The organism is Mesobacillus maritimus (genome assembly GCF_044803185.1).
Taxonomy (GTDB): Bacteria; Bacillota; Bacilli; order Bacillales; family Cytobacillaceae; genus Mesobacillus_B; species Mesobacillus_B maritimus_B.
In genome coordinates, this window is record NZ_CP085225.1 from 5,486,825 (window position 1) to 5,510,834 (window position 24,010).

Here is a 24,010-nt window from a genome sequence, read left to right on the forward strand (position 1 = left end):
TTGTACATAAAACCTCGCCCAATCCCTCTAAATGTGCTATTTTGCCATGCTCTCATTCCCAGACTGAGTCCCGACCATCCTAAAATACCTCAATTAGAAAGAGAAATCAGCAGCTATATGTCAGGGTATCGTGGCGAAAAGGCGACTGAATTCCATTTAACGTTCCTCGATGACAAAAAACATCTTATATTCGGAGGTTTACGTCTCCCTCACGAACAGCATTACTTCCAAATCGACACTCCTATTCTTTCGCGTAAGTATATTCTCATTCTTGAAACCAAAAACATGGGTGGCGAACTCGATTTTAGTCCCGACCAATTTAGCCAAAACTCTTATTATGGAAAAAAGGGCTATAAAAATCCAATCGTACAAGTAAACCGCCATAAGGAACAGTTACAAGATTGGCTAGAAACTCATAAACTCCCTCTAACTATTCCGTTGATCCCTCTTGTCGTTCTGAGCAACCCATCGGCCATCATCAAAACAGATGAACCAGACATTCTGCAGCAGGTCTGCAAAGTAGAGAACCTTAAAAACAAACTTACGAATCTCACTAACCCCTATACGAAGGATGTTCTAACAGATAGATTGGTTAAAAAAGTCTCCATGCTTCTCCTTCAAGACGACACACCACTTTTCCCTGATATAGAAAAAACGTACGGTCTTTCACCACAAGACGTTCTCCCTGGTGCTCTTTGTCCTAAGTGTCCCTCGACTAAATTAATCAGAAAAGACCGCATTTGGATCTGTCCCCGCTGTCTTACCCATTCCAAAGATACACACCATGACGGGATCCTTGATTACTTCCTTTTCAATAAACCAACCATAACAAACAAAGAGTTCAGAGATTATTTTGGAATAGACTGCATCAAAACAGCGAGTAGGATTCTTTTGTCGCTAAACCTGCCAAGCACCGGTGAAAATAAAGGCCGCATCTACCACCGCCCAACCGATTTTCTCGACCAGCTAGAAGCACGGTACCTTCGTTTAACGAAAAAGAGCGATAAAAAAACCCCTCAATGACCTACAATAGAAAAAACCAGAGCGTGTTAAACGCCCTGGTTCTATTTCTTCGCCGTTACTTGGGCCAAGGTGCTTTCGCCTGAGGCGATTTCGACTCCTTGGTAGTAGTGCTGGACGATGTCTTGATAGTTCTTGCCTTCGGCGGCCATGCCGTTTGCGCCGTATTGGCTCATGCCGACGCCGTGGCCATAGCCTTTCGTTTCAATCACGATGTTGTTCCCTTTCGCATACCATTTAAAATCACTGGAGTTTAACCCGAGCATATCGCGGACATCTCTCCCACTTAAGACTTTGCCGCCAATTTCTACTTTCCCGACGCGATTGCCTTCTGTCTTCTGAGTAATCTTGCCCACTTCGCTTCGGTCTGCCAGCTTAACCCCAAGCTTTTTTTCAAATTCACTGATTGGAATAATCTTTTGCTCGGTATATTTAGGGGACACTGTATCCCATGGACTTTTTACGCTTCGTAAATAAGGAATATTATTTGACCAGTAATCCTCAGAGTTTTCGGTAAAGCCATTGCTTGTTGAAAAGAATGTCGCTTCAATCGGCTCACCGTCGTAGGTTAAAATCTGACCATCCGTTGCCTGAACGGCTTCTTTTACTTTTGCGTACTTTTGGTTAAAAGCAGATCCCCATTGCTGCTGCAATTCCGTTTTATTTTTATAGACTTGATGGGCTTGGGTATCGGTGACATGCGCGCCTTCTGGTAATCCCTTTGTTGCCGTTCCCATCATTTGTTTAACGTAATAGGTCCGTGCCGTTAGCGCTTGTGCCTTCAACGCCTCTATTTCGAATTCAGCTGGCATTTCGGCCGCGACCACGCCAACTAAGTATTCATTGAGAGGCACCTTCTCCACTTGTGACTGAGCGGTACGGAAGACGGCGACTTCAACGCTTGAGTCTGCAGATGGCTCGGATGAGACCTCAACTTCTGCGGTGTTCACCTCTTCACTAAGTTCTCCAATTGCCTGTTCTCCACTAAAGGGAAGCACCAGTACTGTCGGAATTAGGAGGATAACTGTAAATAGAAGAGCTGCTAGGACGATGATTGGGTTGAATTTTTTTTTCATTGAATGGCCTCCATAACGATTGAATTATTAAACGGAGAAGTACCCGTCTCCCTTCAATCATATGGTGGAGGACAAGCATTTATGACACCAACCCTGCAAGTAAATTAGATGAAAATAACATTACAACTTATCCATTTCAGTAACTTTTTTACAATTTCAATATATTCCAGATTTTCACGAATTATTTTGTACATTTTCCCATATGGATATAAAAAATTCAAAAATGAATCGGAATAAAAGTGCAAGCTCTTATAGATACTATGCGTGGCAAACAGCTAAAAACCGCAGAATCTCGCTGGATTCTCCGGTTTTATGGGTATCTTATATAAATGTTTACCTATCTTACGCATTCAGATCGGAAATGAAGGTTTGAGTTTCTTCCATTTCCTCGACTTCATTTACGCGTTCGATGTCGGCACCTAATCCAGCGAGTTTGTCATGGAAATCAACGTAACCACGGTCTAAATGCTTTAGTTCCGTAACGCGTGTGATTCCATCTGCTACTAATCCGGTTAAAATAAGTGAGGCAGCTGCACGTAGGTCTGTTGCTGCAACCTCTGCACCTTGTAAATCAGATGGACCATTCATGATGACAGAGCGGCCATCAATTTTAATTTGTGCGTTCATCCGGCGGAATTCTTCAACATGCATGAAACGGTTCTCAAACACAGTCTCCGTAATCATACTTGTGCCTTCTGCACGAAGAAGTAACGCCATCATTTGTGATTGCATATCTGTTGGGAAACCAGGATGTGGCATTGTTTTGATATCAACAGCCTTTAGCTTCTCTGGTCCGATTACACGAATCCCTTCAGCTTCTTCTTCAATAATGACACCCATTTCTTGCATTTTGGCAATCAAGGAAGAAAGATGTTCTGGAACGGCACCTTTGACAAGTACGTTCCCGCCTGTAATTGCTGAAGCAACCATAAAGGTCCCAGCTTCAATGCGGTCAGGAATAATGTTATGATCTGCTCCAAAGAGCATTTTTACGCCTTCAATTTTAATCGTTCCAGTGCCGGCTCCTTTTACTTTCGCTCCCATTTTATTAAGGAAGTTTGCAAGGTCGACAATCTCTGGTTCTTTCGCTACGTTTTCAATCGTAGTAAGGCCATTTGCAAGTACAGCAGCCATCATGATGTTTTCTGTTGCTCCCACACTTGGGAAATCTAGATAAATCTTTGCACCGTGAAGACCTTCTGGCGCTTCTGCTTCAATAAATCCATTTCCAACCTTCACTTTTGCACCCATTGCTTCAAAACCTTTTAAGTGCTGGTCGATTGGACGGGAACCAATTGCACAGCCTCCAGGCAGAGCCACGCGTGCACGGCCATTACGGGCAAGCAAAGATCCCATTACTAAAACGGAAGCACGCATTTTCCGAACATATTCAAATGGTGCCTCAATTTTCAACTCTCGAGATGCATCGACAACTATTGTATTATTTTTAAACACCACTTCGGCGTTTAAAGATCGTAGTACCTGGTTGATCGTATATACATCGGAGAGAGTTGGCACATCACGAATAATACTTTTTCCATCACTTGCTAATAATGTTGCAGCGATAACGGGCAGTACGGCATTTTTTGCTCCCTCAACTTTAACTGTGCCGCTAAGCCTTTGTCCGCCGCGGACGATGATTTTTTCCAAATGTATTCCCCTCCGCGTCCAATTTCTCTATATTAATATTCAATCGTTATGATGGGTGTGCCAACTACGAGGGTAGTATTTCCGCCCATTCCGTCTGGTTTTCTAAGTCCAAGCTGTAAATTCATATCATGGTCTTCGCTTATCGTTCCTGAAAATAATGGAGAATAGGCAGATGTTGATAGGAAATTGTCTTCTTCTAATGCTTCAATTTCTTCTGCATCAAAAGCATCCAAAAGCCCATTCATGAAAACCGGCAAAGCCTCATCCATCTTATCACCGAACTCGCCTTTTATACAAGAAAAAGTTGAAGCCTGACCATCAAAGATGGTAAGAAGATGCTCTTGCCACTCTTTTGTCACGAAAGCTTCGGTTTTTTCATTCCACCCTTGTCCCTTAACCTCATACATGACATATGTATGCGAATGGCTAGTAATGACTTTTATTTCTTGATGGATGTTGTTTGACGAAGTTGATGTGGCCGTAGACTCATTCCAGGACCAACCTGCTAATTGGTCTTTTAGATTGGCAATCACCTGGTCTGGCTCATGATTTTCCACTATTTCCCTTGAATATAACGACCACTCTTTGACTAAAATATGTTCGTCCTGTAAGACAGAGACCAGAGTTAATAAATCTTGATCAGAGTCCGCTTCAATGGTTCTATTCCCTACCTGTAACACGATAAAACTAATAATGCCAATAACTACTAAATAAAATGACCACTTTTTCATCTCTATCTCTCCTCCCCTTACTACCATTTTTACCGATTTGGGAAGGAGCATACTTGGGAATTGTCGTCACTTTTTGACATTTTATAAATTTTGGACAACCGTACCAGGCGTTCACCTAAAATAAAAAGACTCCTACAAGTTGAAACTGTTTTTTATTGTGAGGCTTGTATAAATCAATGAGGTTACTGTATATGTGAGGTTTTCTGTGTTGTAGCATGCTACATGTTTCACAATAAAAATCAACCCAAAAACAATCTTACTCAATAATACATGATTTGGAAACATGTATTAATACCTAATTTTTTACCAAAAGCATAGGAAAACTTTACTGAAATAAAGTTGGCAATTGCTGAGACCATAACAAATAATCAAGGAAGAAATTACTTACCGTTGACCCAATCACAATGGAAAGCAATATGTACAGTACTCTAGCTTGCATCACGCGATGTGCTCGTAGAAGTTTGTCGAAATGAAGCGCCTGAAGCGCCCACCATGCTAAAGCGATAAAAGCAAGATGTGAAATAATACTAAGCAAAGATTGTGAACCAAAGTCTGAAATCACAAATCCTTCCCCCCTTTTTCCAAACCCATAGAGCAATCTACTCCTTATTATATAACGGAACCATCGCTAAAAGGTTTCATTTTATTATTTACATCCAATAAAATATCCCCATTTTTAATATGTGAACATTTTGTGACATTTGTTGAATGATGTCGAATTTCTTTCTATTTCTTATTTTATCATAAATAAAAGAAGCTGACCTCCCCCAAGGCCAGCTTCTGGTAAAACTATATCCTTTTCCCCTTTGTAAAACCAAAGTCATCCAAATCCCCCAATTTGGACGACCATTTTTAACTCATAAAATCCATAAACTGATTGAAGTTTGTTTGTAAGAAGTCAAATGCCAATTGCGGCATGACTCCAAATAATACCGTTGCCGCGGCACAAATAATGAGCACAACGGTTGTTGCTGCAGGCACCTTTAGCTTTCCTTCTGCTGCTGCAGGACGGAAGAACATTTGTGTCATGATGCCGAAATAGTAGAAATACGATACTACCGACGTGGCAATCATGATCGATGCAAGCACATAATGCGATGGGCTTACCATCAAGGCTCCAAGGAAGATATTCAGCTTCCCGATAAACCCAGCTGTTCCTGGAATTCCTGCAAGCGAGAGAATGAATACAGCCATTGTTACCGCTAAAAGTGGCGCACGGCGGTAAAGACCAGCAAAATGAGTAATATCCTCTGAACCCTCTTTTGCCGTAATCAACTGGATGATGGCAAATGCTCCAAGGTTCATGAACAGGTAGGCAAGCATATAGAACCAAATGCTGTCGAACATCACATAAGACATCGCTGTGAATGCGACCAGAAGGTACCCTGCATGCGCAATACTTGAGTAAGCAAATAGGCGTTTGATATTTCTCTGTCTAAGAGCGACCAAGTTTCCGACAATCATCGTTACAGCGGCTAGGAAGCCAATGAAGTCCTGTAAGCCAAACAGCATCGGAGTTGTCCCATCTTCCATCGGAATCGCGGAGTAAATGGATACCATGATCCGAATCATGATGACGAAACCAGCGATTTTCGAAACGACACTCAAGAAAGCTGTAACCGGTGTTGGTGCGCCTTCGTATACATCTGGCGCCCACATATGGAACGGAACAGACGCAAGCTTAAATGATAAGCCGACAAAAATCATAAAGAACGATAGACCAAGAAGATAAATATATTGCGGGTCAGTTAAGCTCACTAACGACCCAGCCATTGCCTTCAGGTTGGTTGAACCTGTGATCCCGTATAAATAGCTCATTCCGAACAAAGTAATTGCCGTGGAAATACTTCCATTAATCACATACTTCATGGCAGATTCATTCGACTTTAAGTTTTTCTTTCGCAAGCCCGCTAAAATATAGGAAGAAATTGAAAGCAACTCAAGTCCTACAAATAATGTGATCAAATCTCCACTTGAAGACATGATCATCGTTCCGAGTAGACCTGTCAAGAACAAGTAGTAAAACTCTCCGCGGTACTCGTTTAAGCCTTCTTTTGGTTGATAATCAATCGCTAACAACAGCACCAATGCTGAGCCGACAAGCAATAGCATTTTAAATGCTTTTGCAAATGAGTCTAACCTAAAGGTATCATGTAAAATCGATCCGACTTGCTCGCCCAGCAATCCACCAAGTGCAGCAATGGCAACAAGGATAGAGGCAAAAGCGACCCAGCCGAGGATTCTACGGTTGATTTTTTTCGGTAAAAATAAATCTAGCAAGGTTAATAGCACTGTGGCGATGAGAATGATGAATTCTGGTGCCATCAAACCCCAGTCAAATGATACTAATGTCTCTAAATCCATCCTTCATCACCCTCCTATCCCTAGCACGATGTTCTCTAATGGCTGACTTAACACAGCTGGATATACGCCAATTAGGATGATTAGTCCGATAAGGACAAGGACCGGTGCCCATTCATAAGAACGGAGGTCAGTAATGCCGGCATATTCGCGGTTTGACTTTCCGTACGTGATCGCAAGGACTGCACGAAGCAAGTAGACCGCCGTCATAATAATACCGAGGGCTCCAACTGCTGCTAAAATTGGCATTTCCTTAAACAAGCCAAGGAAGGCCATAAATTCACTAACAAATCCTGACATCCCTGGTAAACCAAGTGACGCCATCGCTCCCGCTAGTAAAAAGCCGGACACAATTGGCATTCCCTTCGCCAAGCCACCAAGGTTGTTGATATGCGTGGTCTGGACACGCTCATACAAGACGCTAACTAAGAAGAACAATAGAGCTGAGATTAACCCGTGGGATACAACTTGGAAGATCGCTCCCTGAACCCCTGCTTCATTGTAAGCTCCTAAGCCAATTAGGACGATTCCCATATGCGAAATCGAGGAATACGCTAGGACCATTTTAAAGTCTGTTTGAATAAAGGCTAAAAATGCACCATAAAGCAGATTCACGACTCCGAGAACGGCGATTAACACCGCTAGCTCCTGGAACTGCTCTGGGAAGATCCCCATTCCAAAACGAATGAGACCATATGCACCAATTTTCAAAAGAATCCCGGAGTGCAACATAACAATTGAAGGCGGCGCCTCAACGTGCACGCGCAACATCCAGCTATGCAATGGGAAGATTGGCAATTTGACTCCAAAGGCAATGAGTAACGCAATGAAGAGTCCCATTTTTAAAGAATCTGAGATTGGTGTTAATACTTGCTCAGGTGAATTGACTAAAACCTTTAGGGCCTCGATATTCGTTGTCCCTGTTTTTGCAAATAACACCATGATGACAATCAATAGAACAGCAGAGCCTAATCCGTTGTAGATTAAGAAGCTATAAGCTGCTTTCTCTTTGTCAAAATAACCCCATTTCCCGATTAAGAAGAACATTGGGATCAAGGTAATTTCAAAGAAGATAAAGAATAAAATCAAGTTCTCTGCGGTGAATACCCCAAGCATTCCAATTTCCAAAAGCAAGAAAAGCATGAAATAGCCTTTCCATTCTTTTTTAATATGAAAAGAGGCAATCGCCGCTAACAACGCTAGAACCGAGGTTAACACAATCATTAAGAGTGAAAAACCATCTATTGCTAGCTCATATTTGACCGTGAACAGGTTTGGATCAAGGGCACCGAAGCTGCCGAACTGAATCCAGTTCACCTTTTCAGCAAAGCTTTCTAGGCTCTTCCCACCTAAATATGCGAAGTATGCCATTAATGCAAGAATTGCTGCAGGCACTGTGCCTAACACTCCAAGCATTTTCAAGCCTTTTTCATTCGTCTTTGGCATAAAAGCCAATAATATAATGCCTAATAACGGGGAGAAAACGAGTAGGCTTAAGTAGAAACTATCCATTATAAATACCCCCCTGTTAACGCGAAGATGAGCAACAGCACAGCAAGTCCGAGAAACGCCACCGTGCTATAGGTTTGAACCTGACCACTTTGTAGCTTCGAGCCAGTCGCTCCAAGACCTTTCACGATACCTGTTACCGTTTTAACCAAGCCTTCAACAAGGAAGAGCTCGATAAAGCGTAGGAACAGACTGATCGACTTGGTCGCATACACAATTGTAGTGTTGTAGATTTCATCGATAAAGTACTTGTTTACCACAATGCTGTACAACGTTGGTGCACGGCTTGTGAACCAATCACGAGCAATACTCTTTTTGCGGTACATCAGGTAAGCTAAGTAAATTCCGGCCAATGAAACAAGAGTTGCGACAATCATAATCCAGGCTGGACCTTCGATATGGCCGTGCCCAAGCGCTTCATTGCCTTCAACAAGCCAATCGCCTAGGAATGTCCCGAACCATGGTGTGTTGACATATCCACTGACAACGGCAAGAACTCCAAGAACAATCATAGGACCTGTCATCGAGACCGGTGATTCGTGAACGTTTTTCATTTCGCTTCGTTCTTTGCCTACAAACACCATGAAGAAGAGGCGGAACATGTAAAAAGCGGTAAAGAAAGCAGCAATCACCGCTAACCAGAACAAGACATAATTTCCATTTGCCCAAGCAGCAATCAGAATTTCATCTTTACTGAAGAAGCCTGAGAATAACGGTACACCGCTAATCGCTAACGTTCCAATTAAAAATAATGGAGCCGTAAACGAAAGCTTCTTCCAAAGACCACCCATTTTCTCAATGTCCTGTGTATGAACAGCATGAATGACACTTCCTGCTGCTAAGAACAGCAACGCTTTGAAAAATGCATGAGTCATTAAGTGGAACACACCTGCTACATAGCCAGCGGCACCAAGGGCAAGCATCATATACCCGAGCTGACTGACTGTGGAGTATGCTAGTACTCTTTTAATATCTGTTTGGGTAAGACCTATTGTTGCAGCAAAGATTGCCGTGAACGCTCCTACAATGGCCACAGTGGACATCGCGGTTTCACTTGCTGCGAATAGTGGGAACATCGTTGCCACTAAATAAACACCGGCGGCAACCATTGTCGCTGCGTGGATTAAGGCCGATACAGGTGTCGGACCTTCCATCGCATCTGGAAGCCAGGTATGAAGCGGAAACTGACCGGATTTTCCGACCGCACCGATAAAAATTAAAATCGCTGTTAGTGTAATCATCGTTCCTGAAACCTCGCCAGCGTGAACACTTGCAAAGATTTCGTCATATTCAAAGCTACCCGTTTGCCAGAATAATAGGATCATCCCGATCAAAAGACCGACGTCCCCGATTCTAGTCATGATAAAGGCTTTCTTCGCTGCAGCTTTAGCACTTTCTTTATTAAAATAAAAGCCAATTAGCAGGAAGGACCCTACCCCTACAAGCTCCCAGAAAATATAGGTTTGCAAGAGGTTTGGTGAGAGAACAAGCCCGAGCATCGCAAACGTGAATAGGCCAAGATAGGCATAAAACACTGGAAAGCGCTCGTCCCCATGCATATAGCCCTTTGAATAAGTATGTACTAGAAAGCTGACTAGTGACACAATCACCAGCATCAATGCGTTTAATTGATTTACCTCAAATCCCACTGTTAATTGCAGATCTCCTATTTGTAGCCAATCAGCTTCGGCTTTAAAGGTGGCATTCGTAAAACGTCCCACCAGCACGATGACTGAAAAAACCAAAGAGGCAAGGGTCAGCAAAATCCCTACATACGCACTCGCTTCTTTCAGCTTTTTGCCAAACAGAAGGAGAACTAGAAATGATAAAAGCGGGAAAAGCGGAATGAGCCAAGCATTCTCCATGATATCACAATCCCCTTTTTTTGAACGCGCCTACCTTTTGTGACTTTGCGCGTCAGATTGTGCCCAATTTGGGGCATCGTTCTTCTTTCTAAGCGCCGCTTTAGCGGTTTTTCTTCATTAATGGTTCATTTCATTTTAAGCACCGCTTTTTGCGGCCTACATTAATGCTTCAATTCATTCATTTCATCAATATTGACCGTTCTGCGGTTGCGATATAAAGCAAGTAAGATCGCAATTCCAACAGCTACCTCCGCAGCGGCAACGGCAATGACAAAGACTGCAAAGATTTGACCAGTAATCGATGGCGCGAATCCCATTTTACTGAAAGCAATTAAATTGATGTTAACGGCATTGAGCATCAATTCAATCGAAATTAACACGATGATGGTGTTTCTTTTCGTCAACGCCCCATAAAGTCCGATACAAAATAAAATTAAGGCAAGCGCCAGATAGGCTGAAAGATTCATTCCTTCTCCGCCTCCTCTTCTTTATCCTTCTTAGAAAGAACAATTGCCCCTACAAAGGCCACTAATAGAAGGACTGACATTAACTCAAATGGAATCACATAATCGCTAAACAACGAAATCCCGATTTGCTCTGCATTGTTTTCATGAAGCGCAACCGGTGCACTGCCAAAGTCAAGATTATAAATTCCAATATAAAAGACGGCTCCAAAGGCTGTGACACCTAGCAGGAGCAGGGCTTTTCGCCACTTACCGCCTTTTTGCGTTTCCTCATCCTCATCATTATGCTTGGTCAGCATAATCCCAAAGAGCATAATGATTGAAATGGCACCAGAGTAAATTAAAATCTGGACAACCGCAAGGAACTCAGCCGACAACAGAATATAAATGCCGGCAATGCTGATAAAAGTAAAGACGAGTGCCACCACCATATGGACTACTTTGGTTAGGTTCAATAGAAGCACGCCGCCAATAATTGCTACTAAAGCAAGTGCGATAAATGCTAAAAATTCGCCAGAAAACGTCATGCCTTATTCACCTTCCGTATGTTCTCGTCATTTTCATCGAGCCATTCAAGGTTTTTAAATAAATCATCCCGACTGTATTCTGCCAATTCAAACTCATTTGTCATGATGATGGCCTCTGTCGGGCAGACCTCTGTACACAGATCACAAAGGATACAGATTTCAAAGTTGATATCATACGTATCGATGATTTTTCCCTTTTTGGTTGGATCAGGGTGTTTTTTTCCGGTTAATTGAATGCAATCTGTTGGGCAAATATTGGCGCATTGATTGCAGACAATGCACTTTTCCGGATAAAACTTCTGGATCCCCCTGAACCGGTCCGGAAGCGGCAACGGCTCATTAGGATAATCGTACGTAACCTTTTCTTTGCTCAGGTTTTTAAGGGTATAAGCTAATCCTTTCGTCCATCCTAGCACGTTTTATTTCACCCCTTGTTTGTAAAGCGGAAGCGCCTGTCTGGGACTGCCCCCGAAGGGAAAGGCGCTGCAGCAAAACATTGATTATGAATACTATTTTCGTAAAATTGTTGTTAAAATCCTAAAGCCGATTTTAACGCATAATAAGCTATTTGGTGCGTTTAAACTGAGTTTGCAAGCACTTTTCTCATAAACCATAGCTAGTTTCGCAGAGTAAACATGGTTATATAAATCCTATCCTAACTGTGAAGGCAACGAAGTTTGAGAAAAGAGCCTCTTAGAAAATATTTAGCAATTCTTTTAATAGCGCTGTTAAGAAGATGTTCGCTAATGCGACTGGAAGCAATACCTTCCAAGCAAATTCCATTAACTGGTCCGCTCTCATTCGTGGGAAAGTAGCTCGGAACCAGATCAGGATATAGATCACAAGGCTAAACTTGAGTGCAAACCACACAGCTCCAGGAATAAATCCTAGGAATTCAAATGGCGGCAGCCAGCCTCCTAAGAATAATACAGAGATGAGCGAAGCCATCGCAAACATGTACACATATTCAGATAGCATGAACATGGCCCAACGGAATCCTGAATACTCGGTATGGAAACCGGCAACAAGTTCGTTTTCAGCTTCGGCAAGGTCAAATGGAACCCTGTATAACTCGGCCGTTGCTGAGATAAAGAAGACGACAAATGCTATCGGTTGCCACAGGATGAACCAGCCTGACTCCTGTTGTTGCGCGACAATCTCATTCAGGTTCAAACTACCAGTTAAAAGAACAATTCCAAGTCCACTCATAACAAGCGGAATCTCGTAAGATACCATCTGTGCCGCAGCACGCATGCCTCCAAGCAAGGAATACTTATTGTTTGAAGCCCATGCAGCCATTAGCGTCCCGATAACTGAGATCCCAGAAATCGCGATATAGTAGAGCAAACCTACATTCAAGTCGGCAAACTGCAGCTTATCCGTAAGCGGAATGGTGGCCATAACAATAAAGGATGGCGCAAAGGCAATCACTGGTGCAATAATGAACAATGGTCGATCTGCTGCTTTAGGGATAAGGTCTTCTTTTACAAGAAGCTTTAAAACGTCCGCCACAGTCTGTAAAAGGCCCCAACGTCCACCGAGTTGGTTAGGCCCAATCCGCCCTTGCATGAAGCCTAGCACTTTCCGCTCAGCAAGGATGGCGTAAGTAACAAAGCCAAGAATTACAAATAAAAGTAATAGAGCCAGCACGAAGAAGATTCCAAAGTTGAGTATACCAGGGCTCGAATGGAGCAGATCCTGAATCATTATCCGTCAACCTCCCCAAGAACGATGTCAATGGCTCCTAAAATCGAAATAAGATTCGAGATGTTTTCCCCTACTAATAGCTTAGGGAGGATTTGTAGGTTATAGAAAGACGGTCTTCTAAACTTCAAGCGATACGGTTCTTTCTTTCCATCACTTGCAATATAACATCCGATTTCTCCTCGAGAGCCTTCAATTCGGACAAACGCTTCCCCTTTTGGTGCTTTGATGATTTTTGGCACTTTCGCCATAATCGGTCCATCTTGTGGAAATTGCTCGCATGCCTGCTCAATAATTTTAAGTGATTCCAAGATTTCCTCTAGTCGACACTCATATCGAGCAAACGCATCTCCTGCGTCGCGTGTAACGACATCAAAATCAAAGCGGTCATAAATGGAATATGACTCATCTTTCCGCAAGTCCCATTTCACGCCAGTACTTCTTAGGTTTACACCACTTAAGCTATAGTTAAGGGCATCCTCCTTCGTATAGGTACCAATGCCTTTTGTTCGGTTGAGAAAGATTTCATTTCCTGAGACTAACTCATGATAGCCTTTAAGCTGTTTTCTCATATATGGAACAAATTCTTGAACCTTTTCAATCCAACCTTCTGGTGCATCCCACTTAACGCCACCAACACGCATATAGTTGAACGTAAGACGTGCACCTGAAAGTTCATTTAGTAGATTCAGAATCATTTCCCGTTCACGGAAGGCATAGAGCAATGGGCTCGTTGCCCCGAAATCTAGGATAAATGTACCCCACCACAACAGGTGGCTAGCTACCCTGTTTAATTCCATCGCCAATACTCGTAAGTACTCGGCACGTTCTGGAATTTCCGTACCCATCATGGTTTCAACGGCATGAACCAGTACATAGTTATTAGTCATGGCTGAGACATAATCCAACCGGTCCGTATAAGGAATGATTTGGGTATATTGAAGATTTTCAGCAATTTTTTCTGTCCCGCGGTGCAAATAACCGATCACTGGTTTGGCATCCGTAATCACTTCGCCGTCAATGGTTAAAACTAGACGGAACACGCCGTGTGTACTTGGATGCTGCGGGCCAACGTTCAAGAGTATTTCTTCTGTGCGTGCCACCACCGGCTACACCTCCACATCATACGGTTCATAATCTTTTCTTAATGGGTGTCCGATCCAGTCTTCACCAAGCATGATGCGGCGCAAATCCGGATGTCCCGTAAAGCGGATTCCTAATAGGTCATAGGCTTCGCACTCTGGCCATTCGGCCCCGGCCCAAAGCTTTGCCAGTGATTCAATCTCAGGTTGATCACGGTCAATTTTAACTTTAAGGGCAACAGACTGACGGTTTTTATATGAATAAAAGTGAGCATAGACTTCCATATGTGTTTCAAAGTCTGACCCATGAATCTCTGATAAATAGTCAAAGCTAAGACTCTCGTTAAACTTGAGGAACTCGGCCACTTTATAATAGGAGTCTCTCTTCGCCACAAGCGTCGGAACATCTTTCGAAAGATTGTTAATATAGGAGTCTTCTAACACATCTTCGCCCAGATGCTTTTTAATGATTTCGACGTATTTATCGAGATATTTCTGATTTGGTGATGGTGCTTTTGCTTCCTCTGGTGTATCCGCTCCGGCGGCTTTTCCACCTTTTGCTCTAGCTGCTGCTGCAGCCTTTGCTTTGGCAGCGGCAATCGCCTTCGCTTTCGCATCGTCTCCAGAAGCTGCTCCACCTTCAGCTGCTTTCTTTTTCGCAGCTGCGGCCGCTTTTGCTTTTGCAATGGCTGCTGCTTTTTTCTTTGCTAGGTCGTCATCGCCTGCTGGTGCTTCTTCGGCTTCTGCTTCTTGACCCATTGCTTTGCGTTTTGCGGCTGCTGCAGCCTTTGCTTTGGCTACTGCGGCGGCTTTTTTCTTTGCTAGGTCGTCGTCTCCGCCTGATGGAGCTTCTTCCGCTTCTGTTTCTTGACCCATTGCTTTGCGTTTTGCGGCTGCTGCAGCCTTTGCTTTGGCTACTGCGGCGGCTTTTTTCTTTGCTAGGTCGTCGTCTCCGCCTGATGGGGCTTCTTCCGCTTCGGCTTCTTGACCCATTGCTTTACGTTTTGCGGCTGCTGCAGCCTTTGCTTTGGCTACTGCGGCGGCTTTTTTCTTTGCTAGGTCGTCGTCTCCGCCTGCGGCTTCCGCTGGTGGAGCTTCTTCTTCCTTCGCTCCACTTTCAGCTAGTTCTTTCGCTTTCCTTTTAGCAGCTGCGGCCGCTTTCGCTTTTGCTACTGCTTCAGCCTTTTGTTTCGCTAGATCATCGCCTGATGGCTCTGCTGGTGGGGCTTCTTCTTCTTTAGCTCCACTTTCAGCTAGTTCTTTCGCTTTTCTTTTAGCAGCTGCGGCCGCTTTTGCTTTGGCTACTGCTTCTTTTTTTAATTGTTCAAGATCTTTTTCCCCGCTCATCGGTTAGATCACCTTCTTCCCGGTTTTCGCCTCATAACGGATTTTCTCTTTTAATTTATTAATCCCGTAAATTAGCGCTGCCGGATTTGGCGGACAGCCTGGTATGTATACATCTACTGGGACTATCTGGTCGACTCCTTTAACAACGGAGTAGGATTTTACATAAGGACCACCTGCAGTTGCACAGGATCCCATTGCGACCACCCATTTTGGCTCTGCCATCTGATCATAAAGTCTACGAACAGTTGGAGCCATTTTTTTCGTAACGGTACCGGATACAATCATGACATCTGATTGACGCGGTGAGTTTCGGTAGAAGGTACCAAAGCGCTCAATATCGTAGTGCGCGGAGCTTGTTCCCATCATTTCGATGGCACAACAAGCAAGACCGAATGTCATCGGCCATAGCGATGCACTTCGAGCCCAACCTTTTACCTCTTCAAGTTTTCCGAAAAATACATTTCTTCTTACCTCTTCGATCTCTTCTTGTGATAAAAACTCCAAGTTTAAATCCATTTCAGCACACCCTTTTTCCAAGCATAGATGAGGCCAATCAGAAGCATCACAACAAAGATTAGCATTTCAATCAGAGCAAAGATGCCCAATTTTTCATAGGCAATCGCCCATGGGTACAAGAATACCGTCTCCACATCAAAAATAACGAACATCAGGGCAAACACATAATAGCGGACATTGAATTGTATCCGCGCATCGTGGAATGGCTCAATTCCGCTCTCGTATGTAGTGTACTTCGAGTCAATCGCCTTATATTTTGGGCGAAGAAGCTTCGCTGCAAACAAAGCAACTACTGGTAACAAAACACCGAGACATAGGAACACAAAAACAATCAAATAATTATTTTGATATACATTCAAAAGTTCCATGCCTAACCCCCCATTGTTGTAAAATAAATTCAGATTATTAAAATTGTAATCGATAACAATTATATCATTGTTACCAAAATGTGTCGATAAAGCCTTAGAAAACTGGAAAATTAAATTCACAAACTTTTAAACTATTTTTTGGGGTGAGAGCCCTTTGTTCTAAACACTATTCCTGTCCACTTTGCGGTATGCAGAATTGAGGGATTTTCGTGAATAATATTACTCTGAAGTGTTCATGAAGCCCCATTTTCACTGGTTTCCTCTTAGAATGGTTCTATGAAGTTTTTATAGAGCACTTTTTCCGCTGATTTCCTCTTAGAATGGTTCTATGAAGTTTTCATAGAACACTTTTTCCGCTGATTTCTCCTTAAAATGGCTCTATGAGGCTTTCATGGGGCACTTTTTTCACTGGTTTCATCTTATAATGGCTCTATGAAGCTTTCATGGAGCACTTTTTTTACTGGTTTCATCATATAATGGCTCTATGAAGCTTTCATGGAGCACTTTTTCCGCTGATTTCTCCTCAAAATGGCTCTATGAAGTTTTCATGGAGCACTTTTTTCACTGGTTTCCTCTTAAAATGGCTCTATGAAGCTTTCATGGAGCACTTTTTTCACTGGTTTCCTCTTAAAATGGCTCTATGAAGCTTTCATGGAGCACTTTTTTCACTGGTTTCCCCTTAAAATGGCTCTATGAGGCTTTCATGGAGCACTTTTTTCACTGGTTTCTTCCAAAACGTGCTCTATGGTGCTGTTTATTCAGGATAATCTTCTTAAACGGCTCTATGAAGCTGCCATCACAAATTGATCCCACTGGTGTTTACTCTCCCCTCCTCTTCTGCATAATAACCCTTTCAATCTCCCACTAATTCCCTTCTAATTTTAGACACATCTTCCCTCTTTACACTGTGACGAACTTCTCATTCCAGCAATTTTCCACCAGCGTCTCAAAACTTATATCCATATAACGAAAAAGAGTGCCCTGAATAAAACATTCAGGACACTCTTACATGTCAATTTTTATAATCTTCCCTGGGCAATGGAAATCCGGTTGATCGCGCGTCGAAGCGATAGCTCGGCACGTCTAAAATCAACGTTTTCCTGCTGTTTTTCACGCAGACGTTGTTCCGCACGTTCTTTCGCACGGATGGCACGTTCAACATCAATCTCTTCTGATTTCTCAGCAGTTTGAGCCAGAACCGTAACCGTGTCAGGGCGAACTTCAAGAAAACCACCACTGACCGCAACCAATTCGGTCTTCCCGTCATTTTTCATACGGACTGCACCAATTTGAAGTGGCGCAACCATTGGTATATGGCCTGGCAAAATTCCAAGCTCCCCAGTTTGAGCTTTGGTGCTGACCATTTCAACGTCAGATTCATAAACCGGTCCATCAGGAGTAACAACATTGACTTTCATCGTCTTCATTTTTTACCCTCCTGGTCCGTTATTAAACCTCTACACCCATGCTCTTTGCTTTCTCAATAACATCCTCGATACGACCAACAAGACGGAATGCATCTTCTGGAAGATGGTCATATTTGCCTGCAAGGATATCCTTGAAGCCTTTAACGGTTTCTTTAACTGGCACGTATGAACCTTTCTGTCCAGTGAACTGCTCGGCAACGTGGAAGTTTTGAGATAAGAAGAACTGGATACGACGAGCGCGGTGTACGACAAGCTTGTCCTCGTCCCCTAGCTCATCCATACCAAGGATGGCAATGATATCCTGTAATTCACGGTAACGCTGAAGCGTAGACTGTACTTGACGAGCCACTTCGTAATGTTCTTCACCCACGATTTCTCCAGAAAGTGCGCGGGAAGTAGAAGCAAGTGGATCCACCGCAGGGTAGATACCCATCTCAGAAAGCTTACGCTCAAGGTTTGTAGTTGCATCTAAGTGAGCGAACGTTGTCGCTGGAGCCGGATCCGTATAGTCATCGGCTGGTACATAGATTGCTTGGATGGAAGTAACAGAACCTACGTTTGTAGATGTGATACGTTCCTGTAATTTACCCATTTCAGTCGCAAGTGTTGGCTGGTAACCAACGGCAGATGGCATACGGCCAAGTAGGGCAGATACCTCAGAACCTGCTTGCGTGAAACGGAAGATGTTATCCATGAAGAATAGAACGTCCTGTCCTTGCTCATCACGGAAATATTCAGCCATTGTCAAACCAGTTAGGGCAACACGCATACGTGCACCTGGTGGCTCGTTCATCTGTCCGAATACCATCGCTGTTTGCTTAATAACGCCTGAGTCAGTCATTTCGTGGTAAAGGTCATTTCCTTCACGCGTACGCTCACCAACTCCAGCAAATACGGAAATCCCGCTATGCTCTTGGGCGATGTTGTTGATTAATTCCTGGATTAAAACGGTTTTACCAACACCGGCACCACCGAACAGACCGATTTTACCACCTTTGATATAAGGAGCAAGAAGGTCTACTACTTTAATACCAGTTTCAAGAATTTCAACTTCTGTTGATAATTGTTCAAATGTAGGAGCTTCCCGGTGGATAGCATCACGGCGTACATCTGCAGGAATTGCCTCATCAAGGTCAATATTTTCCCCTAGTACGTTGAATACACGACCAAGTGTCGCATCGCCAACTGGTACAGAGATAGCAGCACCTGTATCCACTACTTCGACTCCACGTTGAAGTCCATCTGTTGATGACATCGCAATTGTACGAACAGTATCATCACCTAAATGAAGGGCTACTTCAAGAGTTAAGTTGATTTGAACTTCTGTTTCATTCTGCGGTTTCGTTTCAATCCTCAATGCGTTATAGATCTCAGGAAGGTTGCCGCTTTCGAACTTAACGTCAACGACCGGACCCATAACTTGGAGAACGCGTCCTTTGTTCATCTTGTTCCCTCCTAACTAGCTTCTTTCAATGTATATACATCATGAGGGGATGTGGGGTAACTGTAACCACATCCCATTAAAGTCCTACTCTAGTGCCGCTGCACCGCCAACAATCTCAGTGATTTCCTGGGTAATTGCTGCCTGACGGGCACGGTTATAGCTAAGGCTAAGTGATTTAATCAGCTCGCCTGCGTTGTCTGTTGCATTCTTCATCGCGTTCATACGGGCAGCATGCTCACTGGCTTTACTGTCTAGTAATGAACCGAAGATTAAGCTTTCAGCATATTGAGGTAAGAGAACCTCTAAAATTTCTTCCGCATTTGGTTCAAATTCATAGGAGGTCACTTTTGATGGAACTTCAATATCCGTTAACGGGAGAAGTTTCTTCTCGGTTACTTCCTGTGAAATTGCGCTGACATAATGATTGTAATAAACAAACAGTTCGTCGAATGTACCATCTTCGAACATCCCAACTGTGCTGCTGGTAATATCGTGAATTTCGCTAAAAGAAGGTTGGTCGGCTACTCCAATGATTTCAAGGATTACGTTCATTCCTTGTTTCACGAAGAAGTCACGTCCTACCCGACCGATGGCGATGATGGCAAACTCATCATTCGACTTATGACGTTGCTGGATAGTCTGATACACTTGGCGGATGACGTTGCTGTTAAATGCACCAGCAAGCCCACGGTCCGAAGTGATGACCAGATAACCCGTCTTTTTGACCGGACGACTTTGAAGCATTGGATGATTTACATCCTTACTGCCCATCGCGATGGACGCTGTCACTTCCTGCATTTTTTCCATGTAAGGGACGAAAGCTTTTGCATTCATCACTCCACGGTTCCACTTGGAAGAGGACACCATTTCCATTGCTTTTGTAATCTGGCTTGTCTTTTTCGTCGAAGTGATCCGGTTTTTTATATCACGTAAAGATGCCATAGGTTCTCACCACCCTTTTAAAGAAATTGTTAATCTGATGAGGTCGGCCGCGCGGCGGCTGAGGACCTCGTTTTCGTTGTCCAGCTCCAGCGCCTAGACCCTCGAGTCATAAGTCAATCCCTTTCAGAAGTCAAAGAGCGACTTCTGGAATGGCTCGCCTTATGCTTGTCGGGTCTGATCAAGGCACTTCCGCTTTTCGTTTTATTCAGATACTGCGAACGTCTTTTTGAAGTCGTTGATTGCAGCAACCATATCTTCGTCCTTCGGAAGTTCCTTCGTTGTACGGATATGATCTAACACTTCTTTACGGTTGGTGTCTAACCAAGCAAGGTATTCACTTTCAAAACGGCGGATGTCCGTTAATGGAATATCATCAAGGAATCCTTTTGTTAGTGCATATAGGATCGCAACTTGCTTCTCAACTGAAAGCGGCTTGTTTAGGTCCTGCTTTAGGACTTCAACTGTACGCGCTCCACGGTTTAATTTTGCTTGAGTTGCTTTATCAAGGTCAGAACCGAACTGTGCAAATGACTCAAGCTCACGATAAGAAGCTAGGTCAAGACGCAATGTACCGGCAACCTTTTTCATTGCTTTAATCTGTGCAGATCCACCAACACGGGATACAGAAAGACCTGCGTTGATCGCCGGACGAACACCGGAGAAGAACAAGTCAGACTGAAGGAAAATCTGTCCGTCAGTGATGGAGATAACGTTTGTCGGGATATAAGCCGAAACGTCCCCTGCTTGTGTTTCAATAAATGGTAGTGCAGTAATAGAACCAGCACCTTTTGCGTCACTCAATTTAGCAGCACGCTCTAAAAGGCGGCTGTGTAGGTAGAAGACATCCCCTGGATATGCTTCACGACCTGGAGGACGACGAAGGAGCAAGGAAAGTTCACGGTATGCTGATGCTTGTTTTGTTAAGTCATCATAGATAACAAGAACATGCTTGCCTTGGTACATAAACTCTTCTGCCATGGATACACCAGCATAAGGAGCTAAGTATAAAAGTGGTGCAGGCTGTGAAGCAGCTGCAGTCACAACGATTGTGTATTCTAGTGCACCGTGCTTACGAAGTGTTTCAACTGCGTTACGTACAGTTGATTCCTTCTGACCAATTGCTACGTAGATACAGATCATATCTTGACCTTTTTGGTTCAAGATTGTATCGATTGCAACAGAAGTTTTACCTGTTTGACGGTCCCCAATGATCAACTCACGCTGACCACGGCCGATTGGAACAAGTGCATCAATCGCTTTAATACCTGTTTGCAATGGCTCATGAACGGATTTACGATCCATAACGCCTGGTGCATTGTATTCGATTGGACGACTTTTTGTTGTATTAATTGGACCCATGCCATCAACTGGCTGTCCAAGTGAATTCACGACACGACCGATTAGTTCCTCACCTACAGGAACCTCCATGATACGGCCTGTGCGGCGGACCTCATCGCCTTCACGGATTTCCGTGAAAGGTCCAAGGATAATGATACCGACGTTATTTTCTTCAAGGTTTTGCGCCATACCCATAACGCCATTTGAAAATTCAACAAGTTCTCCAGCCATAGCACTATCCAGGCCATGAACACGAGCGATACCGTCACCAACAGAGATAACTGTACCAACGTCACTTACTTGAATTTCCGCCTGATAGTTTTCAATTTGCGACTTTATCAGCGCACTAATTTCTTCAGCTTTGATGCTCATGAGTTTCACCCCTATCTACGAATCTTAGCCTAGCAATTTACGTTCAAGACGATCGAGCTTCCCGCGGAGAGAGCCGTCGAAAATACGGTTCCCAACACGTAGCTTTACGCCACCTAGTAAATTGGAATCTGTAATGTTTTCAATGCGAAGTGTTTGTTTCCCAACCTTCGGTGCAAAAGCCAATGATAGAGCTTCTTTTTGAGCATCCGTTAATGGTTGAACACTGTATACTTTTGCGTCCGCTACCCCTTTTGCATCATTGGCAAGCTCGATAAAATAATCTGCCACATGAGGAATACTATCCTCACGGTGACGCTCAACCAAGATCAAAAGAGTGTTTTGAACATACTGGCTTGCACCAGCAAAAGCAGTTGTAACTAACTCACGTTTTTTCTGCGGAGTAAGTTTAGGAGATTTCAATGTTTTGATTAAGCCTGGGTTGCTTTGAAAGACTTCTTTTACGACCCGAAGCTCGTCCTCAACGGTATCTAGCAGGTTTTGCTTACTTGCGACCTCATATAGCGCCGTAGCATAGCGTTTCGCTACTGTCGGGTTGCTCATCGGCCTTCCCCTGCCTCATTGATATACTCGTTGATTAATTTTTCTTGTTCTGTAACACTAAGTTCTTTTTCAATCACTTTCGAAGCAATCATAACAGACAATGAAGCAACCTGATCGCGAATGGCCGCAACCGCTTGGTCCTTCTGTTGTTCGATTTCAAGTTTAGCTGATTCTTTTAAACGGTCAGATTCTGTACGAGCAGTCGTAAGAATCTCTTCACGTTGGATGTCAGCTTGTTTTTTAGCGTTTTCAATAAGACCTTGAGCTTCCTGGCGTGCCTGCTTTAAAAGCTCACGCTGCTCTTCTAAATACTTTTGGGCTTCCGTACGACTCTTTTCAGCCGCATCGATTTCCCCTGCTATATGTTGTTCACGGTTTTGCATAACTCCCATTAGAGGGCCCCATGCAAACTTCTTCAATAACGCCATTAAAATTAGGAACATCGCCAATTGGAAAATGATATCTCCCGTATTTAATTGGCCTGCTGCTGCTCCTAGTGCGTATAGGTTTGTACTCACTCCAGGTTCACTCCCTTCAGTAGTCGTTCACTTTAAGAGAACCGCGATATTTAAGCCGGTTTATTTCTTCTTAAAACTTCCAAATAAAAGCGCGAAAAAAACGCTTTTCTAACTAAACATAAAGGAATGGCGAAGCTCCTGTTTATGTGATCTTCGCCATCGTTAAAATTCTTATCGTTATTGGCCAACTACCATAAACGCGATAACAACCGCCATGATAGGAATCGCCTCTACGAAGGCAACCCCGATGAACATTGTAGATTGAAGCATTCCGCGAGCCTCTGGCTGACGAGCAATACCTTCTACTGTTCTTGAAACGATCATACCGTTACCTAAACCTGCACCTAATGCTGCTAAACCAATTGCGATTGCTGCTGCTATTGCACCCATTAATTCTTCCTCCTCAAAATAATGTAGTTTGTATGGGATTTTGTTCATTAAATGAACGGTGTTTATATATTAATGGTCCTCACTAACTTTATGAGATATATAGACCATTGTTAACAATGTAAAGATAAATGCTTGGATGGAACCGATAAAAATAGAAAAGGCTTGCCATACAATTGTAGGTAATGCTGCAACTAAAATACCAGCAAAACCTGATGCTGCCAGTGAACCGGCGAGTAATGCGAGCAAGATTTCACCCGCGTAGATGTTTCCGTAAAGACGGAGACCAAGTGTCAGAGTATTTGAGAACTCCTCAATAATCTTTAATGGTAGTAGGAATCCAACGGGTTGGACAAACCCTTTTGCGTATCCCTTCATCCCCTTTAATTTAACACCATAGTAATGAGATAAAGCTGTAACCATTACCGCAAGTGTCAAGGTTATGACTGGGTCTGCTGTAGGTGACTTCCACCATAGATCGTGGCCTACTGCGATGGCAAATGGAAGACCTAACATATTTGAAATAAATATGTACATAATTAAGGTCAGACCTAAAAGATGGAATCGACCACCTGTTTTCCAGTCCATATTGCTTTTGATTAGATTCCGAACGAAGTCCATGACCCATTCGAGAAAGTTTTGAAGCCCAGTTGGTTTCATCGCAAGTTTCCTAGTGGATACTACAGCAATGATAAACACAAGTACACTGGCTACAGTGATCATTAGGACATTCGAAAGGTTAAACCAAAGGCCCATAAACTCATACATAGGAGCTTCATGATTCAAACGTATTCACCTCTC

24 protein-coding genes are annotated in these 24,010 nt (G+C 43.4%); 1 reads left to right on the forward strand and 23 read right to left on the reverse strand.

Going from position 1 to position 24,010, the window contains the following annotated elements; genetic code table 11:
* Positions 1 to 1,023: a nuclease-related domain-containing protein gene (locus LG336_RS26350; protein WP_404330435.1), complete on the forward strand. Its 1,023-nt coding sequence runs from the start codon at positions 1 to 3 to the stop codon at positions 1,021 to 1,023.
* 41 nt (positions 1,024 to 1,064) lie between these two features.
* Here LG336_RS26350 and spoIID read toward each other — a convergent pair whose 3' ends face one another.
* The 23 genes from spoIID to atpB form a co-directional block, all read right to left on the reverse strand.
* Positions 1,065 to 2,096 carry a stage II sporulation protein D gene (gene spoIID / locus LG336_RS26355; protein ID WP_404330436.1) on the reverse strand — a complete coding sequence of 344 codons (1,032 nt, stop codon included), beginning with the start codon at positions 2,094 to 2,096 and terminating at the stop codon, positions 1,065 to 1,067.
* A 342-nt stretch (positions 2,097 to 2,438) separates the two neighbouring features.
* Entirely contained in the window at positions 2,439 to 3,746 is a 1,308-nt protein-coding gene (murA, locus tag LG336_RS26360) for a UDP-N-acetylglucosamine 1-carboxyvinyltransferase (RefSeq protein ID WP_404330437.1), read from the reverse strand.
* Between the two features lie 32 nt (positions 3,747 to 3,778).
* Positions 3,779 to 4,477 carry a YwmB family TATA-box binding protein gene (locus LG336_RS26365; RefSeq protein ID WP_404330438.1) on the reverse strand — a complete coding sequence of 233 codons (699 nt, stop codon included), beginning with the start codon at positions 4,475 to 4,477 and terminating at the stop codon, positions 3,779 to 3,781.
* Positions 4,478 to 4,802: 325 nt separating this feature from the next.
* Positions 4,803 to 5,039, reverse strand: coding sequence for a DUF1146 family protein (locus LG336_RS26370; protein ID WP_404330439.1), 237 nt, complete (start codon positions 5,037 to 5,039; stop codon positions 4,803 to 4,805).
* A 290-nt stretch (positions 5,040 to 5,329) separates the two neighbouring features.
* Entirely contained in the window at positions 5,330 to 6,841 is a 1,512-nt protein-coding gene (gene nuoN, locus LG336_RS26375) for an NADH-quinone oxidoreductase subunit NuoN (protein ID WP_404330440.1), read from the reverse strand.
* A gap of 6 nt (positions 6,842 to 6,847) precedes the next feature.
* Positions 6,848 to 8,350 carry an NADH-quinone oxidoreductase subunit M gene (locus tag LG336_RS26380; protein WP_404330441.1) on the reverse strand — a complete coding sequence of 501 codons (1,503 nt, stop codon included), beginning with the start codon at positions 8,348 to 8,350 and terminating at the stop codon, positions 6,848 to 6,850.
* Positions 8,350 to 10,215, reverse strand: a complete 1,866-nt coding sequence (gene nuoL / locus LG336_RS26385) for an NADH-quinone oxidoreductase subunit L (RefSeq protein ID WP_404333292.1) — start codon at positions 10,213 to 10,215, stop codon at positions 8,350 to 8,352. The genes LG336_RS26380 and nuoL overlap by 1 nt, the downstream gene beginning before the upstream one ends.
* Before the next feature lie 158 nt (positions 10,216 to 10,373).
* Complete coding sequence (nuoK, locus tag LG336_RS26390; RefSeq protein WP_404330442.1) at positions 10,374 to 10,679, reverse strand: NADH-quinone oxidoreductase subunit NuoK; 306 nt, start codon at positions 10,677 to 10,679, stop codon at positions 10,374 to 10,376.
* Positions 10,676 to 11,203 (reverse strand): NADH-quinone oxidoreductase subunit J, encoded by a 528-nt coding sequence (locus tag LG336_RS26395; RefSeq protein ID WP_404330443.1) that lies wholly within the window; start codon positions 11,201 to 11,203, stop codon positions 10,676 to 10,678. Before LG336_RS26395 ends, nuoK begins: the two co-directional genes overlap by 4 nt.
* On the reverse strand, positions 11,200 to 11,619 hold the full coding sequence (gene nuoI / locus LG336_RS26400) for an NADH-quinone oxidoreductase subunit NuoI (RefSeq protein ID WP_404330444.1): 420 nt from the start codon (positions 11,617 to 11,619) through the stop codon (positions 11,200 to 11,202). Before nuoI ends, LG336_RS26395 begins: the two co-directional genes overlap by 4 nt.
* Before the next feature lie 277 nt (positions 11,620 to 11,896).
* Positions 11,897 to 12,910 carry an NADH-quinone oxidoreductase subunit NuoH gene (nuoH, locus tag LG336_RS26405; protein ID WP_404330445.1) on the reverse strand — a complete coding sequence of 338 codons (1,014 nt, stop codon included), beginning with the start codon at positions 12,908 to 12,910 and terminating at the stop codon, positions 11,897 to 11,899.
* On the reverse strand, positions 12,910 to 14,010 hold the full coding sequence (locus LG336_RS26410) for an NADH-quinone oxidoreductase subunit D (RefSeq protein WP_404333293.1): 1,101 nt from the start codon (positions 14,008 to 14,010) through the stop codon (positions 12,910 to 12,912). The genes nuoH and LG336_RS26410 overlap by 1 nt, the downstream gene beginning before the upstream one ends.
* Before the next feature lie 6 nt (positions 14,011 to 14,016).
* Positions 14,017 to 15,336 (reverse strand): NADH-quinone oxidoreductase subunit C, encoded by a 1,320-nt coding sequence (locus LG336_RS26415; RefSeq protein WP_404330446.1) that lies wholly within the window; start codon positions 15,334 to 15,336, stop codon positions 14,017 to 14,019.
* A 3-nt stretch (positions 15,337 to 15,339) separates the two neighbouring features.
* Positions 15,340 to 15,852 (reverse strand): NADH-quinone oxidoreductase subunit B family protein, encoded by a 513-nt coding sequence (locus tag LG336_RS26420; RefSeq protein ID WP_221873617.1) that lies wholly within the window; start codon positions 15,850 to 15,852, stop codon positions 15,340 to 15,342.
* Positions 15,843 to 16,220: an NADH-quinone oxidoreductase subunit A gene (locus tag LG336_RS26425; protein ID WP_404330447.1), complete on the reverse strand. Its 378-nt coding sequence runs from the start codon at positions 16,218 to 16,220 to the stop codon at positions 15,843 to 15,845. The genes LG336_RS26420 and LG336_RS26425 overlap by 10 nt, the downstream gene beginning before the upstream one ends.
* Positions 16,221 to 17,239: 1,019 nt before the next feature.
* Positions 17,240 to 17,647, reverse strand: a complete 408-nt coding sequence (locus tag LG336_RS26430) for a F0F1 ATP synthase subunit epsilon (protein WP_404330448.1) — start codon at positions 17,645 to 17,647, stop codon at positions 17,240 to 17,242.
* A gap of 22 nt (positions 17,648 to 17,669) precedes the next feature.
* Positions 17,670 to 19,091 (reverse strand): F0F1 ATP synthase subunit beta, encoded by a 1,422-nt coding sequence (atpD, locus tag LG336_RS26435; protein ID WP_404330449.1) that lies wholly within the window; start codon positions 19,089 to 19,091, stop codon positions 17,670 to 17,672.
* Between the two features lie 84 nt (positions 19,092 to 19,175).
* Complete coding sequence (gene atpG, locus LG336_RS26440) at positions 19,176 to 20,033, reverse strand: ATP synthase F1 subunit gamma (RefSeq protein ID WP_404330450.1); 858 nt, start codon at positions 20,031 to 20,033, stop codon at positions 19,176 to 19,178.
* A 201-nt stretch (positions 20,034 to 20,234) separates the two neighbouring features.
* On the reverse strand, positions 20,235 to 21,743 hold the full coding sequence (gene atpA, locus LG336_RS26445; protein WP_404330451.1) for a F0F1 ATP synthase subunit alpha: 1,509 nt from the start codon (positions 21,741 to 21,743) through the stop codon (positions 20,235 to 20,237).
* A gap of 24 nt (positions 21,744 to 21,767) precedes the next feature.
* On the reverse strand, positions 21,768 to 22,304 hold the full coding sequence (locus LG336_RS26450) for a F0F1 ATP synthase subunit delta (RefSeq protein WP_404330452.1): 537 nt from the start codon (positions 22,302 to 22,304) through the stop codon (positions 21,768 to 21,770).
* Positions 22,301 to 22,822 carry a F0F1 ATP synthase subunit B gene (locus LG336_RS26455; RefSeq protein ID WP_404330453.1) on the reverse strand — a complete coding sequence of 174 codons (522 nt, stop codon included), beginning with the start codon at positions 22,820 to 22,822 and terminating at the stop codon, positions 22,301 to 22,303. The genes LG336_RS26450 and LG336_RS26455 overlap by 4 nt, the downstream gene beginning before the upstream one ends.
* 177 nt (positions 22,823 to 22,999) lie before the next feature.
* Positions 23,000 to 23,212, reverse strand: coding sequence for a F0F1 ATP synthase subunit C (atpE, locus tag LG336_RS26460; protein WP_404330454.1), 213 nt, complete (start codon positions 23,210 to 23,212; stop codon positions 23,000 to 23,002).
* 69 nt (positions 23,213 to 23,281) lie between these two features.
* The gene (gene atpB, locus LG336_RS26465; RefSeq protein ID WP_404330455.1) at positions 23,282 to 23,995 is read right to left on the reverse strand and encodes a F0F1 ATP synthase subunit A; all 714 of its coding nucleotides are present in this window, start codon (positions 23,993 to 23,995) and stop codon (positions 23,282 to 23,284) included.
* Positions 23,996 to 24,010 lie beyond the last annotated feature (15 nt).

Excerpts from the sequence above, each read along its gene's own strand:
- spoIID (WP_404330436.1), bottom strand. The coding sequence starts at position 2,096 with ATGAAAAAAAAATTCAACCCAATCATCGTCCTAGCAGCTCTTCTATTT.
- LG336_RS26365 (WP_404330438.1), bottom strand. The coding sequence starts at position 4,477 with ATGAAAAAGTGGTCATTTTATTTAGTAGTTATTGGCATTATTAGTTTT.
- nuoN (WP_404330440.1), bottom strand. The coding sequence starts at position 6,841 with ATGGATTTAGAGACATTAGTATCATTTGACTGGGGTTTGATGGCACCA.
- LG336_RS26380 (WP_404330441.1), bottom strand. The coding sequence starts at position 8,350 with ATGGATAGTTTCTACTTAAGCCTACTCGTTTTCTCCCCGTTATTAGGC.
- nuoK (WP_404330442.1), bottom strand. The coding sequence starts at position 10,679 with ATGAATCTTTCAGCCTATCTGGCGCTTGCCTTAATTTTATTTTGTATC.
- LG336_RS26395 (WP_404330443.1), bottom strand. The coding sequence starts at position 11,203 with ATGACGTTTTCTGGCGAATTTTTAGCATTTATCGCACTTGCTTTAGTA.
- nuoH (WP_404330445.1), bottom strand. The coding sequence starts at position 12,910 with ATGATTCAGGATCTGCTCCATTCGAGCCCTGGTATACTCAACTTTGGA.
- LG336_RS26415 (WP_404330446.1), bottom strand. The coding sequence starts at position 15,336 with ATGAGCGGGGAAAAAGATCTTGAACAATTAAAAAAAGAAGCAGTAGCC.
- LG336_RS26420 (WP_221873617.1), bottom strand. The coding sequence starts at position 15,852 with ATGGATTTAAACTTGGAGTTTTTATCACAAGAAGAGATCGAAGAGGTA.
- LG336_RS26425 (WP_404330447.1), bottom strand. The coding sequence starts at position 16,220 with ATGGAACTTTTGAATGTATATCAAAATAATTATTTGATTGTTTTTGTG.
- LG336_RS26430 (WP_404330448.1), bottom strand. The coding sequence starts at position 17,647 with ATGAAGACGATGAAAGTCAATGTTGTTACTCCTGATGGACCGGTTTAT.
- atpD (WP_404330449.1), bottom strand. The coding sequence starts at position 19,091 with ATGAACAAAGGACGCGTTCTCCAAGTTATGGGTCCGGTCGTTGACGTT.
- atpG (WP_404330450.1), bottom strand. The coding sequence starts at position 20,033 with ATGGCATCTTTACGTGATATAAAAAACCGGATCACTTCGACGAAAAAG.
- atpA (WP_404330451.1), bottom strand. The coding sequence starts at position 21,743 with ATGAGCATCAAAGCTGAAGAAATTAGTGCGCTGATAAAGTCGCAAATT.
- LG336_RS26450 (WP_404330452.1), bottom strand. The coding sequence starts at position 22,304 with ATGAGCAACCCGACAGTAGCGAAACGCTATGCTACGGCGCTATATGAG.
- atpE (WP_404330454.1), bottom strand. The coding sequence starts at position 23,212 with ATGGGTGCAATAGCAGCAGCAATCGCAATTGGTTTAGCAGCATTAGGT.